Origin of the sequence: Micromonospora zamorensis, assembly GCF_900090275.1 — a bacterium.
Taxonomy (GTDB): domain Bacteria; phylum Actinomycetota; class Actinomycetes; order Mycobacteriales; family Micromonosporaceae; genus Micromonospora; species Micromonospora zamorensis.
The window spans coordinates 2,730,701-2,746,773 of sequence record NZ_LT607755.1 but is presented as its reverse complement, the minus strand read 5'-3'; the positions used below and the strand labels follow the sequence as shown (position 1 = coordinate 2,746,773).

General features: G+C 70.8%; 16 protein-coding genes. 7 read left to right on the top strand and 9 right to left on the bottom strand.

Features of this window, described 5'->3' with window-relative positions; all coding sequences use genetic code 11:
• Positions 1–91: 91 nt before the first annotated feature.
• The 3 genes from GA0070619_RS11845 to arc all read right to left on the bottom strand — a co-directional run bounded on the left by GA0070619_RS11845 (position 92) and on the right by arc (position 4,088).
• Positions 92–307: a ubiquitin-like protein Pup gene (locus GA0070619_RS11845; protein WP_088948111.1), complete on the bottom strand. Its 216-nt coding sequence runs from the start codon at positions 305–307 to the stop codon at positions 92–94.
• A 104-nt stretch (positions 308–411) separates the two neighbouring features.
• Positions 412–1,929, bottom strand: coding sequence for a depupylase/deamidase Dop (dop, locus tag GA0070619_RS11840; protein WP_088948110.1), 1,518 nt, complete (start codon positions 1,927–1,929; stop codon positions 412–414).
• Between the two features lie 374 nt (positions 1,930–2,303).
• Positions 2,304–4,088, bottom strand: coding sequence for a proteasome ATPase (gene arc / locus GA0070619_RS11835; RefSeq protein WP_088948109.1), 1,785 nt, complete (start codon positions 4,086–4,088; stop codon positions 2,304–2,306).
• 177 nt (positions 4,089–4,265) lie between these two features.
• Here arc and GA0070619_RS11830 point away from each other — a divergent pair, with 177 nt between their 5' ends.
• On the top strand, positions 4,266–4,556 hold the full coding sequence (locus GA0070619_RS11830) for a ferredoxin (RefSeq protein ID WP_088948108.1): 291 nt from the start codon (positions 4,266–4,268) through the stop codon (positions 4,554–4,556).
• Positions 4,557–4,608: 52 nt separating this feature from the next.
• Here GA0070619_RS11830 and GA0070619_RS11825 read toward each other — a convergent pair whose 3' ends face one another.
• Genes GA0070619_RS11825 through GA0070619_RS11815 form a run of 3 tightly spaced genes read right to left on the bottom strand, consistent with a single transcriptional unit; the run spans position 4,609 to position 7,308 of the window.
• A complete protein-coding gene (locus GA0070619_RS11825) occupies positions 4,609–5,181 on the bottom strand; it encodes a hypothetical protein (RefSeq protein WP_088948107.1) in 573 nt (190 codons plus the stop codon).
• Positions 5,182–5,227: 46 nt separating this feature from the next.
• Complete coding sequence (locus tag GA0070619_RS11820) at positions 5,228–6,220, bottom strand: tRNA (adenine-N1)-methyltransferase (RefSeq protein WP_088948106.1); 993 nt, start codon at positions 6,218–6,220, stop codon at positions 5,228–5,230.
• Positions 6,217–7,308, bottom strand: coding sequence for a M50 family metallopeptidase (locus GA0070619_RS11815; RefSeq protein WP_371410010.1), 1,092 nt, complete (start codon positions 7,306–7,308; stop codon positions 6,217–6,219). The genes GA0070619_RS11820 and GA0070619_RS11815 overlap by 4 nt, the downstream gene beginning before the upstream one ends.
• Positions 7,309–7,448: 140 nt before the next feature.
• Between GA0070619_RS11815 and GA0070619_RS11810 the strand changes: the two genes are divergently transcribed.
• The 5 genes from GA0070619_RS11810 to GA0070619_RS11790 all read left to right on the top strand — a co-directional run bounded on the left by GA0070619_RS11810 (position 7,449) and on the right by GA0070619_RS11790 (position 13,488).
• Positions 7,449–8,363, top strand: a complete 915-nt coding sequence (locus GA0070619_RS11810; RefSeq protein WP_088948104.1) for a RecB family exonuclease — start codon at positions 7,449–7,451, stop codon at positions 8,361–8,363.
• Between the two features lie 218 nt (positions 8,364–8,581).
• Entirely contained in the window at positions 8,582–9,268 is a 687-nt protein-coding gene (locus GA0070619_RS11805) for a response regulator (protein ID WP_088948103.1), read from the top strand.
• A gap of 360 nt (positions 9,269–9,628) precedes the next feature.
• The gene (locus GA0070619_RS11800; protein ID WP_088948102.1) at positions 9,629–10,396 is read left to right on the top strand and encodes an ABC transporter ATP-binding protein; all 768 of its coding nucleotides are present in this window, start codon (positions 9,629–9,631) and stop codon (positions 10,394–10,396) included.
• Positions 10,396–12,951 (top strand): ABC transporter permease, encoded by a 2,556-nt coding sequence (locus GA0070619_RS11795; RefSeq protein ID WP_088948101.1) that lies wholly within the window; start codon positions 10,396–10,398, stop codon positions 12,949–12,951. Before GA0070619_RS11800 ends, GA0070619_RS11795 begins: the two co-directional genes overlap by 1 nt.
• A 159-nt stretch (positions 12,952–13,110) precedes the next feature.
• Entirely contained in the window at positions 13,111–13,488 is a 378-nt protein-coding gene (locus GA0070619_RS11790; protein ID WP_088948100.1) for a carboxymuconolactone decarboxylase family protein, read from the top strand.
• Between the two features lie 14 nt (positions 13,489–13,502).
• Here the strand turns inward: GA0070619_RS11790 and GA0070619_RS11785 are convergent, their stop codons facing one another.
• The 3 genes from GA0070619_RS11785 to GA0070619_RS11775 all read right to left on the bottom strand — a co-directional run bounded on the left by GA0070619_RS11785 (position 13,503) and on the right by GA0070619_RS11775 (position 15,429).
• The gene (locus GA0070619_RS11785; protein WP_088951733.1) at positions 13,503–14,159 is read right to left on the bottom strand and encodes an HAD family hydrolase; all 657 of its coding nucleotides are present in this window, start codon (positions 14,157–14,159) and stop codon (positions 13,503–13,505) included.
• 120 nt (positions 14,160–14,279) lie between these two features.
• Positions 14,280–15,023 (bottom strand): neutral zinc metallopeptidase, encoded by a 744-nt coding sequence (locus GA0070619_RS11780; RefSeq protein ID WP_088948099.1) that lies wholly within the window; start codon positions 15,021–15,023, stop codon positions 14,280–14,282.
• 187 nt (positions 15,024–15,210) lie between these two features.
• Positions 15,211–15,429, bottom strand: coding sequence for a hypothetical protein (locus GA0070619_RS11775; protein ID WP_157743981.1), 219 nt, complete (start codon positions 15,427–15,429; stop codon positions 15,211–15,213).
• 248 nt (positions 15,430–15,677) lie between these two features.
• Between GA0070619_RS11775 and GA0070619_RS11770 the strand changes: the two genes are divergently transcribed.
• Positions 15,678–16,070, top strand: coding sequence for a YciI family protein (locus tag GA0070619_RS11770; RefSeq protein WP_231927465.1), 393 nt, complete (start codon positions 15,678–15,680; stop codon positions 16,068–16,070).
• Positions 16,071–16,073 lie beyond the last annotated feature (3 nt).

The window sequence follows — 16,073 nt, the reverse complement described above, 5'->3', positions numbered from 1 at the left end:
CGAGGGGCAGCCACTCGCCGCAGTCGCGGCAACGGCGGTGGCCATCTCGGTTATCGAGAGGACAAGCATGCCCGATTTATCCAGACATGCTCTATTCGCCCCCTTTTTGCACGTATCCCCTCACGAACTCCTCTGCGTTTTCTTCGAGGACGGAGTCGATCTCGTCGAGGAGGTCGTCGACGTCCTCGGTGATCTCGGCGTGCCGCTCGGCCACCTCGGGGTTGGCCTCGGTGGTGACGTCCTCGATTTCCTCGCCCTGACGGGACTTGCCGGACTGCGACTGGCCGCCGCTGTCATGAGTGGCCACTGCTGCCTCCTCCACGATCGTCTGCGATGAACTTACCTCGCGCGGGCGACGAAAAGCCCGCCGCGCGCCGGCTTGCGGCACACGACGGGCATCCGGACGCGTGTTCAGCCCCCGGTCAACGTCTCCAGCAGGTCCTTGGCGCTAGCGCAGCGGTCGAACAAGGCGCCGACGTGCGCGCGAGTGCCCCGCTCCGGCTCCATCATCGGGACCCGGACCAGCGACTCCCGGCCCACGTCGAAGATCACCGAGTCCCAGCTCGCGGCGACCACCTCGGAGGCGTACTGGGCCAGGCAGCGGCCACGGAAGTAGGCCCGGGTGTCCTCCGGCGGCTCCGTCATCGCGGAGCGGGTCTCGTCGTCGGTGAGCAGCGTCTTCATCGCCCCCCGGCTGACCAGGCGGTGGTAGAGCCCCTTCTCCGGCCGGACGTCGGAGTATTGAAGGTCGACCAGCTGGAGCTTGTGTGAGCCCCAGGCGAGCTTCTCCCGCTCCCGGTAACCCTCCAGCAGCCGCAGCTTGGCCACCCAGTCCAACTCGTCGGCGCAGAGCATCGGATCCCGGCCCAGCCGGTCCAAGACGCTCTCCCAGCGGTCGAGTACGTCGACGGTCTGCTCGTCGGCATCGGTGCCGTACCGGTCGTCGACAAAGGACCGGACCCGCTCCAGGTAGGCCCATTGCAGGTCCAGGGCGGTGAGCCGGCGGCCGTCGCGCAGCCGCATGCGGTGCGTCAGGGTGGGGTCGTGGCTGACGGCGCGCAGCTCGCTGACCGGGTCGGCGATGCCGAGATCGGCCCCGAGCGCCTTCTCCTCGATCATGGTGAGGATCAGCGCGGTGGTGCCGACCTTGAGGTAGGTGGAGATCTCGGAGAGGTTGGCGTCGCCGATGATGACGTGCAGCCGGCGGTATTTGTCGGCGTCGGCGTGCGGCTCGTCGCGGGTGTTGATGATCGGCCGCTTGAGCGTCGTCTCCAGGCCTACCTCGACCTCGAAGAAGTCAGCGCGCTGGGAGATCTGGAAGCCGTTCTGCCCGCCGTCCTGGCCGATGCCGACCCGGCCGGCGCCGCAGACGATCTGGCGGGTGACGAAGAACGGCGTCAGGTAAGCCACGATGTCGGCGAACGGGGTCTGCCGACGCATCAGGTAGTTCTCGTGGGCGCCGTAGCTGGCGCCCTTGTTGTCGGTGTTGTTCTTGTAGAGGTGGATCGGCTGGCTGCCCGGGATGGTGGCGGCCCGGCGGGACGCCTCGGCCATCACCCGCTCGCCGGCCTTGTCCCAGCGCACCACGTCCCGAGGGGTGGTGACCTCCGGAGTGGAGTATTCCGGGTGGGCGTGGTCGACGTAGAGCCGTGCACCATTGGTGAGTATCACGTTGGCGAGGCCAAGGTCCTCGTCGGCCAACGCCTCAGCCGGGTCGTAGGCGGCTCCGGAGTAGGTGAAGCCGCGGGCGTCGCGCAGCGGCGACTCTTCCTCGTAGTCCCAGCGGGCTCGCCCGCCCCGGTTGAGTTCTGGACGTGCGCCATAAGCATTGACCACCTGCGATGAGGTGACCATCGGGTTGGCTCCGGCCTGCCCGGGCACGGAGATGCCGTACTCGATTTCGGTGCCCATGATCCGACGTACCGTCATGCGACCACTCGCTTCGCTCGCCCACGGAGCCGGCGTGCCCGCCGCTCACACCATCGAGACTAGTCTGCGCGGTGGCCTACCGCCCGTCGCTGTCGGTCGGCGCGGCGTGACTACCGGGCTTTGGCGGGTTTGAGTGGCACCACGGTCAGGCCCGCCCGGAGGCACGGGTGCACCGTGCGGATCCGGTCGATGGGCGGCCGGGTCGGCCACGATGGGCCGGCTACGACGCAGGCTCTCCTCGGGCCGGGCGGGCTCGCCGACGGCAGCGACGTAGCTGTGCCGGGCCGGATCACCGGGGAAAGCAGCGAAGCGGCGTCTCGCGGTGGGACGCACACAGCGGCGGCACCGGACGGGTCCGGTGCCGCCGCTGGCGGTCAGAGGTACTGGCCGGTGTTGCTGGCGGTCTCGATGGACCGACCGGCCTCGGCGCCCTTGCCGCCGGAGACGAGCGTGCGGATGTAGACGATCCGCTCGCCCTTCTTGCCGGAGATGCGGGCCCAGTCGTCGGGGTTGGTGGTGTTGGGGAGGTCCTCGTTCTCGCGGAACTCGTCGACGCAGGCGTCGAGCAGGTGCTGCAGGCGCAGCCCCTTGCGGCCGGACGTGAGGAACTCCTTGATGGCCATCTTCTTGCTCCGGTCGACGATGTTCTGGATCATCGCGCCGGAGTTGAAGTCCTTGAAGTAGAGGACTTCCTTGTCACCGTTGGCGTAGGTGACCTCGAGGAAGCGGTTCTCCTCGGTTTCGGAGTACATCCGCAGCACCACGGCGTCGATCATGGCCGCCACGGTGGCCTGGGCGTCGGCCCCGTGCTCGGCCAGGTCGTCCGGGTGCAGGGGCAGCCCGGAGAGGATGTACTTGGAGAAGATGTCCTTGGCCGCTTCGGCGTCCGGTCGCTCGATCTTGATTTTCACGTCGAGTCGACCGGGGCGCAGGATCGCCGGGTCGATCATGTCTTCCCGGTTGGAGGCGCCGATGACAATGACGTTCTCCAGGCCCTCCACGCCGTCGATCTCACTGAGCAGCTGCGGGACGATGGTGTTCTCCACGTCGGAGGAGACACCGGAGCCGCGGGTCCGGAAGATCGAGTCCATCTCGTCGAAGAACACGATCACCGGGGTGCCCTCGCCGGCCTTCTCCCGTGCCCGCTGGAAGATCAGCCGAATGTGCCGCTCGGTCTCGCCGACGTACTTGTTGAGCAGCTCAGGGCCCTTGATGTTGAGGAAGAAGCTGGTGTGCTTCTCCTTGCCCTGCCGTTCGGCGATCTTCTTGGCCAGCGAGTTGGCCACCGCCTTGGCGATGAGCGTCTTGCCACAGCCGGGCGGGCCGTAGAGCAGGATGCCCTTGGGCGGGCGGAGCTGGTGCTCACGGAACAGGTCCGCGTGCAGGAAGGGAAGCTCCACCGCGTCGCGGATCTGCTCGATCTGCGACTGAAGGCCACCGATGTCGCCGTAGTCGACGTCGGGCACCTCCTCCAGGACCAGCTCCTCGACCTCGCTCTTCGGGATCCGCTCGTACGCGTAGGCCGAGCGGGGCTCGATCATGAGCGAGTCGCCGGCCCGGATCGCCGAGCCGATGAGTGTCTCGGCGAGGTGCACGATGCGCTCCTCGTCGGAGTGGGAGACCACCAGCGCCCGGTCGCCCGGCCCGCCGTTCGGCCCCTCCAGGATCTCCTTGAGCATCACCACCTCACCGACCCGCTCGTAGCCGAACGCGTCGACGATGTTGAGCGCGTCGTTGAGCAGGACCTCCTGGCCACGGCGCAGGTCACCCACCTCGAGCGAGGGCGAGACCGCGACCCGTAGCTTGCGGCCACCGGTGAAGACGTCCACCGTGCCGTCCTCGTGCTTGGCCAGGAAGACACCGTAGCCGCTCGGCGGTTGCGCGAGCCGGTCGATCTCCTCCTTGAGCGTCACGATCTGCGTGCGAGCTTCCTTGAGGGTGCTCACCAGCCGGTCGTTGTTCTCGGTCAGCCGCGCCAACTGTGCCTGGGTGGCCGCCAGCCGCTCTTCGAGCTGCCGGACGTGTCGGGGGCTTTCGGTCAACTTGCGCCGCACCAGAGCGAGTTCCTCCTGAAGGAACGCGACCTGCGTGGAGAGATCGTGGGCTTCCTTCTCCCACCGTGCGGCGCGCGAGTCCGCGTCGTCGCTGCGTGCTGCCACGTCCCACCTCCCCGGGGGGCTTGAACGTTCTGCCCTAACACTAGCCGCTATGAGGCCGATTCGGTCCCACGCAACACCCTCGTCACCGAACCTTGATCGCCAAGGGTGGCCTGACGGGCCGTTACCGGCGTTCGGGTACCGTCGAAGCGTAGGACGGGAGAACATGGGGGGTGCACCGTGGCCGAGGTCGCGACCGATCAGCTGCAGGTCTGGGTGGACCAGGATCTCTGCACAGGCGACGGGCTCTGCGTGCAGTACGCGCCAGAGGTTTTCGAGTTCGACATCGACGGTCTTGCCTACGTCAAGGGCACCGACGGTGAGCTGCGGATGGCGCCGGGCAGCCGCGTCGACGTGCCGGAGCACCTGCGACTCGAGGTGATCGACTCCGCGAAGGAATGCCCCGGCGACTGCATCCACGTGGTGCGCGGCGACGGTGTCGAGGTCGCCGGCCCGGACGCCGAGGACTGAGCGACCCACCGGCCGGGCCGCACGGCCCGGCCGGCCCCGAAAGGGGTACGCCTCAGAGCATCGGACGACCGACCACCGAGGCGACCAGCCGCGCGAACTCCTCCAGCCGGGCGATCTGACCCGCTCCGCCGTCGTCGAGGGTCTTGCCGAAGCGCAACGCGTCGTGCCGTGGTGTGCCGGCCATCTCCTCGGTCGGCGGCGCCTCGTCCAGTGAGGTCAGCAGCAGGTAGACGTCGATGCTGTCGACCCGGATCTCGCCGCTCTCGGCACGGTTGAGTCGCCGCCGGCAGCCGACCTCGGTGACGGTCGAGACCGGCACCACCCGCAGCGACGAGGTCATCGAGCCCGGGGGGCCCTCCTCCGGAGGCACGTCCTCCCCGTGCCAGAGGATCAGGCGGCTGCCGTCGCAGACGACGACCTCCTGCCACACGCCGTTGACCTCGTTGACGAAGCGTTCCAGGGTGAAGCCGAGCACCGACGCCCCACGCAGCACGCCGCCGAGTGCCTCCAGGGCGACGTCCGGGTCGCGCAGGTAGGCCCGCGCCGCCGACTCCAGATCCTGGTACGGCGACCAGTCGGGAAAGACCGCGGGAAGGTCACCGCCGCCGTAGCCCGGTCGGCTCATGCCGGCGCCTCCCCCTGCTCGGCGGTGCCCACGCCCAGCTCGATGGTCACGGCCTGTCCATCTCCCCCGTACCGTCGGGCTGCGCACCGGCCGCCTGGGCGGCGGCGGCCTGTCGGGCCGCCTCCGCCTCACGCAGGTCCTGGCGGCGCTGCGCGTACGCCTCGTTGCCCTTGCTGGGCTTGCGCCGACGCGGCGGCGCTGTCACCCCCGGGGCGAGCTTGCGCGCGGACACCAGGAACGCGGTATGCGCGATCATCCGGTGGTCCGGGCGGACGGCGAGGCCCTCGGCGTGCCAGTCGCGGACCAGGGACTCCCAGGCGCGCGGCTCGGTCCAGCCGCCCCGCTCGCGCAGCGCCTCCACCAGCTCGGAGAGCTGCGGCGTGGTGGCGACGTAGCCGATGAACACCCCGCCGGGCACCAGAGCCCGCTCGACCATGTCGAGGGTCTCCCAGGGGGTCAGCATGTCCAGGATGATCCGGTCGAAGCCGGTCTCCTGGCACTGCGCGACGTCGCCGACGTGCAGATTCCACGACGGGTGCGGCCCGTTGAAGAACGCCTCGACGTTGCGCTTGGCGATCTGGGCGAAGTCGTCACGCAGCTCGAACGAGTGCAGCTCACCCTCGGTGCCGACGGCGCGCAGCAGGGAGCAGCTCAGCGCGCCGGAGCCGGCGCCGGCCTCGAGGACCTTCGCGCCGGGGAAGATGTCACCCATCGCGACGATCTGCGCGGAGTCCTTCGGGTAGATGACCTGCGCGCCGCGCGGCATGGACAGCACGTAGTCCGACAGGAGTGGCCGCAGGGCCAGGAACGCGGTGCCGCCACCGGCGGTGGTCACCACACTGCCGTCGGGGAGCCCGATCAGCGTGTCGTGCGCCAGGATGCCCCGGTGGGTGTGGAACTCCTTGCCCGGCTCCAGCGTCACGGTGTGCATCCGCCCCTTGGGGTCGGTCAACTGGACCCGGTCGCCGGGCCGGAACGGCCCTCGGTGCACGGGTGTCAGCGCCGGGGTGGCGGGGACGGTGGAGGGAGTTGCGGTCACGGTGTCATCTTCCGGTTGGGTTCGAGGAGCTGTGCCAGGTCCGCGATGTGCAGAATGCCGACGACATCTTCGCCTGACGTCACCACGTACTGCGCGCCCGGGTGGGTCTGTACGGCCTCCATCACCCGCTCGCCGTCCCACCCGAGGGTGAGCGTGGGAAGTGTGCCCAGGGACCGGGCCACGGCGTCCACCGCCAGCCAGGGCCGGCGCTCGACGGGGACCGCCTCGGCGGCGGCCGGGTCGACCAGCGCCACCGGTCGGCCGGTGGAGTCGGTGACCAGCAGGGCGGCGTCGGGTTGAGCGGCGTCGGCGCGTCGGCGCTGCGCCTCGGCCAGGGGCGTGCCGGTGCCCACCGGCCAGACCGGGCGGGCCAGCCGGGAGAGGTCGATCAGCGGGAACCGGCGGCTGACCCGGGCGGCCCGGATCGACTGGCCGGCGCCGCGCCAGAGGGTGACGGCGACCAGCAGCATCAGCGGCAGCGCCAGCGGCGCCAGGCGGTCGGTGACGGTGAGCAGCAGGACCACGACCGTGGTGCCGACGGCGACGACGCGGCCGGCCCAGCCGGCAACCTCGGTGCCGAGGTGCCGGTCGCGGGTCAGCCCCCACACCGCGGCGCGCAGCGCCCGGCCACCGTCGAGCGGCAGCCCGGGCAGGCTGTTGAACAGCGCGACGATGACGTTGCTGACCGCGAGCTGGAAGGCGAGCTGGTGGGCCACTGTCCCCTGGGGCAGGGCAAGCGTGGCGGCGACCGCGAGGACGCCGAGGACCGCGGAGACCGCCGGGCCGGCCAGGGACACCAGCAGGTCGACGCGGGGGGACGGGGCGTCCCGGTCCATCTCGGTGTAGCCGCCGAGCAGTTCCAGGGTGATTCCGCGCACACCGATGCCGTACCGCCGGGCGGTCAGGGCGTGACCCAGCTCGTGCAGCAGCACCGAGCCGAGCAGCGACACCACGAAGCCGAAGCCGATCAGATAGCCGCTGATCTGCGGCAGGTCCAGCTGCCGGCGGGCGAACTCGGCGTACAGCACGGCGATGAGCACCGCGAACAGGACCATGGAGACGTTGAGGTGCAGCGGCACCCCGAACACCCGGCCGACGTTCAGGCCGGGGCGCCGGTCGGGTCGGCGCGGCGGCCGGGATGTCTGCTCCATCGCCACGATGCTACGGACCGTCGCTGTGTGGGGCGGGCGGCGGTCGGTGTCACACCGGTGCCCTAACCTTTGCCGACATGACGGCGGAACCGGTCACCACTCCCCAACCTTCCACCCCGGCACAGGCGCCGCCGACGGTGCGGGCCTCGCTGTCGCCGTCGCGTGCGGCGGATTTCAAGACCTGCCCGCTGCTCTACCGGTTCCGCAGCATCGACCGGCTGCCCGAGCGCACCACCATGGAGCAGGCCCGGGGCACGCTGGTGCACGCGGTGCTGGAGCGCCTGTTCGACCTGCCCGCGCAGGGCCGCACACCGGCGGCGGCCGGCGATCTGGTGGCCCCACAGTGGGACCGGCTGGTCACCGAGCAGCCGGAGCTGGCCGGGGTGTTCGACGGCGCGGAGCCGGCCGACCCGGTGGAGTTCCTCCGCTCGGCCGCCGGGCTGCTGGAGGGTTACTTCGCCGTGGAGGACCCGACCCGGTTGGAGCCGGCCGAGCGGGAGAGCCTGATCTCGGCGGTGGTCGACGACGAGTTGCTGATCCGGGGTTACCTCGACCGGCTCGACGTCGCCCCGGACGGGGCGCTTCGGGTGGTCGACTACAAGACCGGCGGCGCTCCACGGGAGGCGTTCGAGGCGCGGGCGCTGTTCCAGCTCAAGTTCTACGCCCTGGTGCTGTGGCGCACCCGGGGGGTGGTGCCCCGGGTGCTGCGGCTGCTCTACCTGCGCGACGCCGAGGTGTTGGACTACACGCCGGACGCCGACGAGTTGGTCCGCTTCGAGCGCACGGTGGTGGCCCTGTGGCGGGCCATCGAGCAGGCCACCGCCCGGCAGGATTTCCGGCCTCGACCGAGCAAGCTGTGCGACTGGTGCAGCCACCAGGCGCTCTGCCCCACCTTCGGTGGCACTCCGCCGCCGTTCCCGGTCGCGGCGGCGAGTGCCGACCCGCTGCGCGACTCCCGGTCGGTTCCGGTGGTGCCGGGCGCCGACGAGTGACAGCCGCCCCCCGCGTCGCGGTGAGGTCGGTCCGGCTCCGGCGACGCTGATCGCCTCCTCGGGTCGGTGGGCGAGCCGCGCCGATCGGTTGGGGACCCGACCGCGGCGGTGCCGCTGCGGTCGGGACAGGGCGACCGGCCGGCCTCTACGGTGATCCGCGACGCACCCGCCGACGTACGCGAGGATGACCGGGTGCGGCAGGCCGGACAGGAGGCGAGATGACCGAACAGGCGACCCCGGGGCGGCCGGTGCGGATCCTGCTCGCCGACGACCAGCCGCTGCTGCGTACCGGGTTCCGGATGGTGCTGGGCGCCGAGGACGACCTGCACGTGGTGGCGGAGGCCGGTGACGGCGTGGAGGCGGTGGAGCTGTCCCGCCGGCTGCTGCCCGACGTCGTGCTGATGGACATCCGGATGCCCCGGATGGACGGGGTGGCCGCGACCCGGGCGATCGTCGACGCCCGACTCCCGGTGCGGGTGCTGGTGCTGACCACCTTCGACCTGGACGAGTACGTGGTGGGCGCGTTGCGTGCGGGCGCCAGCGGGTTCCTGGCCAAGGACGTGCCCGCCGAGGAGTTGATCGCGGCGATCCGCACGGTCGCCGGTGGGGACGCGGTGGTGGCTCCCCGCATCCTGCGGCGACTGCTGGACCGGTTCGCCGAGCTGCTGCCCGACCCGGCGGCGACGCCGTCGGCGGCGCTCGACGCGCTCACCGACCGGGAACGCGAGGTGCTGGTGCAGGTCGCCCGAGGGCTGTCCAACGCCGAGATCGCGGCGGTGCTGTCGGTCAGCGAAACCACCATCAAGACCCACGTGGGGCATGTGCTGACCAAGCTGCGGCTGCGCGACCGGGTGCAGGCCGTCGTGCTGGCGTACGAGTCGGGCTTGGTCCGCCCCAGGGCGTAGCCGCCGGCGGCCCGACTACCTCACCCGGCGTACTCGAAGATCCCACCGTGGGGTGACGGCCGCCGTTGCCTCCGTCACCTACCGTGACCGGAGACGGCCCGGCGCGGTTGACCCTCCTGTGACGTGAGGGGACACAGTCGGAGCCGGCGGGGGGGTTCGCCAGCTGGAAACACGCTCGACCGGTCGCCGGGTCAGGGGCAACCCTGATCCGACATGGGGGTGCACCCGCAGCGGAATATCCGCTCCGGGTCAGCCCCTGGGCGGACGGGGCGGGCGTGAGCAGCACCGATGATTGAACTAGTCGCGCCGGACCATCGGGGGGCGGCGTGCATTTTCGGACAGACGGAAGAGGTAGATGACGTGACCGCGACGGTAGGCCAGCAGGCGCAGGCCGCGGCCCGGGCGAACGACGTGTGGAAGGTGTACGGCAGCGGCGAGGCTCAGGTCATCGCGCTGCGGGGGGTCAGCGCGGAGTTCGAACGTGGCCGCTTCACCGCGATCATGGGGCCGTCGGGGTCCGGCAAGTCGACGCTGATGCACTGCCTGGCCGGCCTGGACTCGGTGACCCGGGGGACGGTGCAGATCGGTGAGACGACCGTGACCGGGCTGGGTGACGCGGGTCTGACGAAGCTGCGCCGCGACAAGGTCGGGTTCATCTTCCAGCAGTTCAACCTGCTGCCCACTCTGACCGCGAAGGAGAACATCCTGCTGCCGCTGTCGATCGCCGGGCGCAAGCCGGACCCGGCCTGGTACGACACGGTGATCAACACGGTCGGTCTGCGGGACCGGCTGGACCACCGGCCGGCGCAGCTCTCCGGCGGGCAGCAGCAGCGGGTGGCGTGTGCGCGGGCCCTGGTCTCCCGCCCGGAGGTGATCTTCGCGGACGAGCCGACCGGCAACCTGGACTCGCGCTCCGGCGCGGAGGTGCTCGGCTTCCTGCGCAATTCGGTGCGCGAGCACGGCCAGACCATCGTCATGGTCACCCACGACCCGACCGCCGCCGCGTATGCCGACCGGGTGGTCTTCCTCGCCGACGGGGAGATCGTCTCGGAGCTGATCGAGCCGACCGCCGAGACGGTGCTGGACACCATGAAGAAGCTGGACACTCCGGCTGAGGTGGGCAACTGATGTTCCGGGCGACACTGAAGAGTCTGCTGGCCCGCAAGGTCCGGCTGATCCTGTCCGGGCTGGCGGTCGTGCTCGGGGTCATGTTCGTGTCCGGCGCCTTCGTGCTCACCGACACGCTGGGCCGTTCCTTCGACTCGGTCTTCGCCGACGGCTTCTCCGAGATCGACGTGAACGTCGCGGCGAAGCCGAAGGTGGAGCTCAACGAGATGGAGGGCGAGCAGACCTCCGCTCCCCTGCCGGCCGCCCTGGTGGACCGGGTGAAGCAGGTGCCGGGCGTGGCCTCGGCCACGGGCATCGTGAACGCCGACGGCGCGCGGGTGATCGGCAGCAACGGCAAGGTGGTCAGCTCGTTCGGTCCGCCGCAGCTGGGCGAGAACTGGACCGGCGAGAGCGACCTGCTGCAGCTGCGCGAGGGCCGCGCGCCGCAGGCCGAGGACGAGATCGTCATCAACAAGTCCCTGGCCACCACGGCGAAGGTGCAGGTCGGCCAGAAGGTCGGCGTGCTCACCGCGTTCGAGTCGAAGAAGCGGGACTTCACCCTGGTCGGCATCGCCGGTTACAGCGGTGACCGGGACTCCATCGGCGGGGTCAACGAGGTCTTCTTCACCACGCCGGTGGCGCAGCGGCTGATGCTGGGCGAGCCGGACACGTTCAGCAGCATCACCGTGAACGCCGCCAACGGGGTCTCCGACGAGAAGCTGCGCGACGACGTGGCCCGCACCCTGGGCGCGGACTTCGACGTGAAGACCGGCGAGCAGGTGGCCGCGGACGCCTCGGCCAGCCTGAAGGAGGGCCTGTCCTTCTTCAACAAGATTCTGCTCGGCTTCGCCGCGGTGGCGCTGCTGGTGGGCACGTTCCTGATCCTCAACACCTTCTCGATCATCGTGGCCCAGCGCACCCGCGAGTTGGCGCTGATGCGCGCCATCGGGGCCAGCGGGCGGCAGATCATCGGTTCGGTGGTGCTGGAGGCCATCGCGGTCGGTCTGATCGCCTCGGTGCTCGGCCTCGCCGCCGGCATCGGGGTGGGCGCGCTGCTGGCGTTCCTGTTCGGCAAGCTGGCCGGCGGCCTGACCCTGGCCGGGATCGGTGTGCCGGCGGCTGCGGTGATCGGGTCGTTCGCCGTGGGACTGGTCATCACTGTGGTGGCGGCGCTGCTGCCGGCGCTGCGGGCATCGCGGATCCCGCCGATCGCGGCGATGCAGGACGTGGCCACGCCGGACCGGCCGTTGACCAAGATCACCGTGACCGGGTCGGTGGTCACCGGCATCGGCGCGGTGCTGCTGTTCCTCGGGCTCAGCGGCAACGCCGGCGGTCAGACCCTGGCCACCATCCTCGGTGGGGTGCTGTTCGCCTTCATCGGCGTGGCGCTGCTGACCCCGCTGATCAGCCGGCCGGTGGTGAGCCTGCTCGGGGCGATCTTCTCCTGGTCGGTGCCGGGCAAGCTGGGCCGGCTCAACTCCGGGCGCAACCCGCGCCGTACGGCGATCACCGCCGCGGCGCTGATGGTCGGCATCGCGCTGGTCACCGGCGTCACGGTGATCCTCGACTCGGCCAAGGGCAGCATCAGCGCGCTCGCCCAGGACACCATCAAGGCCCAGCTGGTGATCTCCGGTGTGCAGGGCGGTCCGCGCCCGCCGAGCTTCGACCCGGGCGTGTTGGACAAGGCGAAGGCCCTGCCCGGCGTGCAACTGGTCGACGGCGAGTACGGCGACATGGCGAGGGTCGACGGCGAGAGCACCTGGGTCGCGGCGAGCAGCGACATCGCGTCGCTGCGGCAGATCTTCGGCGCGAAGGCCACCGCCGGTGACATCGACCGGCTCGGGCCGACCCAGATGCTGGCCAGCTCGGACACCGCCACGTCCCGTGGCTGGTCGGTGGGCTCGACGGTGAACGTGCAGCTGACCCGCGGTGAGGTCCGGACCTACACGGTCAGCGGCATCTACGAGTCGTCGCAGCTGACCAACCCGGTGACGCTGCCGCCGGCCGCGGCGAAGGACTTCGCCATCCCGCAGCCCATCCAGGGCTTCATCCAACTGGCCCCGGGCGCGCGGGTGTCCGACGTGCAGCCGCAGGTGGAGGCGCTCCTCGCAGACAGCCCCGAGGTGTCGGTGGCCGACCGGGACGCGTTCATCGAGCAGCAGACGAGTTCGCTCGACGGCCTGCTCACGATGATCCAGATCCTGTTGGCCCTGGCCATCATCATCGCCGTGCTCGGCATCATCAACACCCTGGCGCTGTCGGTGCTGGAGCGGACCCGCGAGCTGGGTCTGCTGCGGGCGATCGGCCTGCGCCGCGGCCAGACGATGGGCATGATCACGGTGGAGGCGGTGGTGATCTCCGTGTTCGGCGCGTTGCTGGGCGTGGTGGTCGGCACCGGCCTCGGCGCCGCGGTGGTCGAGGCACTCAAGGACGAGGGCATCACCGACCTGATTCTCCCCTGGGGGCAGATGGGTGTCTTCCTCGGCCTCGCCGCGATCATCGGGGTGGTGGCAGCGGTGCTGCCGGCCATCCGGGCGGCCCGGATCAACGTGCTGGGCGCCATCGCCCACGACTGACCGGCACCATCGATGCCCCCGGTCGCCTGGCGATCGGGGGCATCGGCCGTCGCGGGCTGACCGATTCGACAGCGGCCGCCAGCGATCGACTGCCAGGCTGGTGGTGCCGGCAGGGCACCGGCCCGCCAGCGACCACGGCGGTGAGCGGGGGCCGGTGACATGACCGATCAGGACGCGTACCAGCGGGCACTCGACAACGCCGAGCGGCTCCTCGGTCAGCCACTGGTGCTGCCACTCGGCGAGGGCGAACCGCCGGTCGGGCACGACTTCCGTCGTCTCGCCACCGTGCAGACCTTCGGCGAGGCATGGCCCCGGGAGGGCCTGGACCTGCGCAGCCGCTGCCTCGTCTCGGTGGCGGTCGCCGCCACCCTCGGCACCCACGAGCCGCTGCGGGGCCAGCTGCGCATCGCTTTGAGCTCGGGCGTGACCAAGGAAGAGATCGTCGAGGTGTTCATCCACCTGGCCGCGTACGCGGGGGCCGCGAGAGCGTTCGACAGTTACCAGGTGGTCGGGGCGGTCTTCGCCGAACGCCCGTGACCCGGGTCGACCCGTCAGCCGGTCGCCGCGGCCCGGTCGGCCAGCAACGCCGCGAGAAACTCCAGGTCCACGCCGGTCAGGCTCTCCGTCTGGCGTACGCCGACAGTGCTCGCGAGCGCCACCTCCGCCGGTACGGCCAGCACCGCCGCGCCGGACGCGAGCGCGCTGGCCACCCCGGTCGCCGAGTCCTCGATCGCCACACAACGCTCGATCGGCACACCCAGCAGCCGCGCCGCGGTCAGGTAGGGCTCCGGGTGCGGCTTGGCCGCCACCACCTCGTCACCGGCGACCACCGTGTCGAAGTTGTCCCGACCCAGCGTGTCCAGGGCGATCTCGACCAGCGCCCGAGGGCTGGAGGTGACCAGCGCGGTGGGGATTCCCGCCGCGCGGACCGCGCGCAGCAGCTCGAACGCGCCGGGACGCCAGGGCAGGCCGGTGCGGAACAGCTCCAGGATCCGCGTGTTGATCCACGCCCCGCTGATCTCCGGATCCCGTTCGGGCTGCCCCAGGTCGTCGTGCAGGATGCGCATCGACTCGGCCATGGCGGTGCCGACGATCGAGCGGCGGGCGTTCTCGGACAGCTCCCCGCCGTACTCCTGGGCGAGTTCCTGCAGCGCGACGTCCCACAGCTTCTCGCTGTCGACCAGCGTGCCGTCCATGTCGAAGAGCACGGCGGCGGGGTGATGGCTGCTCAGCGGATCCTCCAGGGTCGTGGCCGACATCGGCGATCCTGCCAGGCCGAGCCACCGCCGACGGCCGCGACGGGTGCCGACGTGATCCGGGCAACCCGTTCAGCCCAGGTCGCAGGCCTCCAGGGAGCGCTCGTAGCCGCGGAAGAACGAGTCGGTGCGCTGCTCGGCGGTGCCGTGCGAGCCCTCCGCGAACCACGGTTGGTCGGGGTCGTCGCCGACCGCCGCCACCCCCTCGCGGAACTCGTCCAGGTCGCCTTCGGCCAGGGTCAGCGCGCCGGCACGCACCGAGTCGCCGAGGTACGCCCCGGCCATGCAGTCGGCCTGCAACTCCTGCTGGATCGTGAAGCTGTAGTTGATGCCGAGGCGCACCTGGATGCCGTGCGCGTACTCGTGGCCGAGCAGGTAGAACACGAACGCGTCGCCGACCTGGCGGAACGCCGCCACGGACCAGGCGACGTCGTACGCGATGAAGTCGCCCTGCGAGCAGTAGACGGCGTTGTTGCGGGGCAACGGCTGACCACCGCAGGACACCTCACCCGCCCGCTGGTAGGGGGTGATCCGCCGGATGGGTTGGAACCGCTGCCCGGACTCCTTGAACTGGGCCGCCCAGTAGCGCTCGGCGATCTCCTGCGCGTCGGCGACGTCCTGCTCGAACTCGGCGACGCTGGTGGTGCTGTCGGCCCGGGTGGTGCTCGGCCCCGGGGATGCCTGCGACCGGCCCGGGGTGGGACGCTCGCCCTCCGGCTCGGCCAGCCCGCCGCCCGCACAGGCGAGTGACACCAGCGCGGCGATCAGCAGGGCGGCCACCGGACCCCGGGCATCGCGCCTCGACCGTGTGCCCACTGTGCCTCCCCAGACATCGGTGCTCGCGGTGGTAGTACCCCGACGATGCGACCGAAACGCCCCGTCACCGGTTTCACGCGCGGCGCGACCGGACGGTTCACGGCGGCGGGCTCGACGGGCGGCGGGCTTTACGGGCGGCGGCTCCAACCGGCGGCACTGCCCGGGCGGGTCCTACGGGCAGTGACGCTCAACCGCCCGACTCGCGACCGCGCTGCCAGGTGCCACCCTGGTCGCCGTGCCGCTCGGCCTCGTACCGCTGCTGCCGCACCCGGGCATCCCGCCCAGCCACCGGCTCGTCGCCCCCAACCCCACCGACCCGGGTCCCCCGCCCCCGCCGAACCACAACCCCGAACGCGGAACCAGCCACCACCACAACGATCCCCAGCACCACCCACACAGTCCCCATCCCGCCAAGCTAACCCCCACCCACCACCCGTTGACTTGTCCCTGTTGCCCCGCCCCGGTGATCAAGAACTTTGCGTCAGCCCGCCCGGCGTGTCGTGACGGAAAGCTCTTGATCACCGGGGCGGGCCGGGGTGGGGTGGTGGGGTTGGGGGTGGGGCGGGTGTCCGGGGTTGGGGGTTGGGTTCGACGTTTCTGGTGAGGCGGTGCCGCGGCGGCACCAGCCAACAGGAGGGAGCACCCGTGAAGTACATGATTCTGCTCTACGGATCGCAGCAGGACTACGACGTGTTGTCGGGGCGGGCTTCCGACCGGCCCGCGATGTCGGCCGAGCAGATCGCGGCGATGCACCAGCACATGGAGACGTTCCACCAGGCGCTGGCCGAGTCCGGGGAGCTGGTCGACGCCCAGGGCTTGAGCGAGCCCGTGCACGCGCGCCGGGTGCAGGTACGCGAGGGCGCACCCGTGGTCACCGACGGGCCGTACCCGGAGACGCAGGAGGTCCTGGCGGGTTACACGATCGTGGAGTGCGCCAGCTTCGACCGGGCCACCGAGATCGCCGCCGGCCTGGTCGACCCCAACGCCCCCGGCGGGTACGTGGACGTGCGGCCGGTGCTGGAGGGCATCGAGGACCTGGCCGGCTGACCG

Coding starts and splice junctions, on each gene's coding strand:
- dop (WP_088948110.1), bottom strand. CDS start 1,929: ATGACGGTACGTCGGATCATGGGCACCGAAATCGAGTACGGCATCTCC.
- GA0070619_RS11825 (WP_088948107.1), bottom strand. CDS start 5,181: ATGAGCCGACCGGGCTACGGCGGCGGTGACCTTCCCGCGGTCTTTCCC.
- GA0070619_RS11810 (WP_088948104.1), top strand. CDS start 7,449: ATGACGGCGGAACCGGTCACCACTCCCCAACCTTCCACCCCGGCACAG.
- GA0070619_RS11805 (WP_088948103.1), top strand. CDS start 8,582: ATGACCGAACAGGCGACCCCGGGGCGGCCGGTGCGGATCCTGCTCGCC.
- GA0070619_RS11795 (WP_088948101.1), top strand. CDS start 10,396: ATGTTCCGGGCGACACTGAAGAGTCTGCTGGCCCGCAAGGTCCGGCTG.
- GA0070619_RS11790 (WP_088948100.1), top strand. CDS start 13,111: ATGACCGATCAGGACGCGTACCAGCGGGCACTCGACAACGCCGAGCGG.
- GA0070619_RS11775 (WP_157743981.1), bottom strand. CDS start 15,429: ATGGGGACTGTGTGGGTGGTGCTGGGGATCGTTGTGGTGGTGGCTGGT.
- GA0070619_RS11770 (WP_231927465.1), top strand. CDS start 15,678: ATGATTCTGCTCTACGGATCGCAGCAGGACTACGACGTGTTGTCGGGG.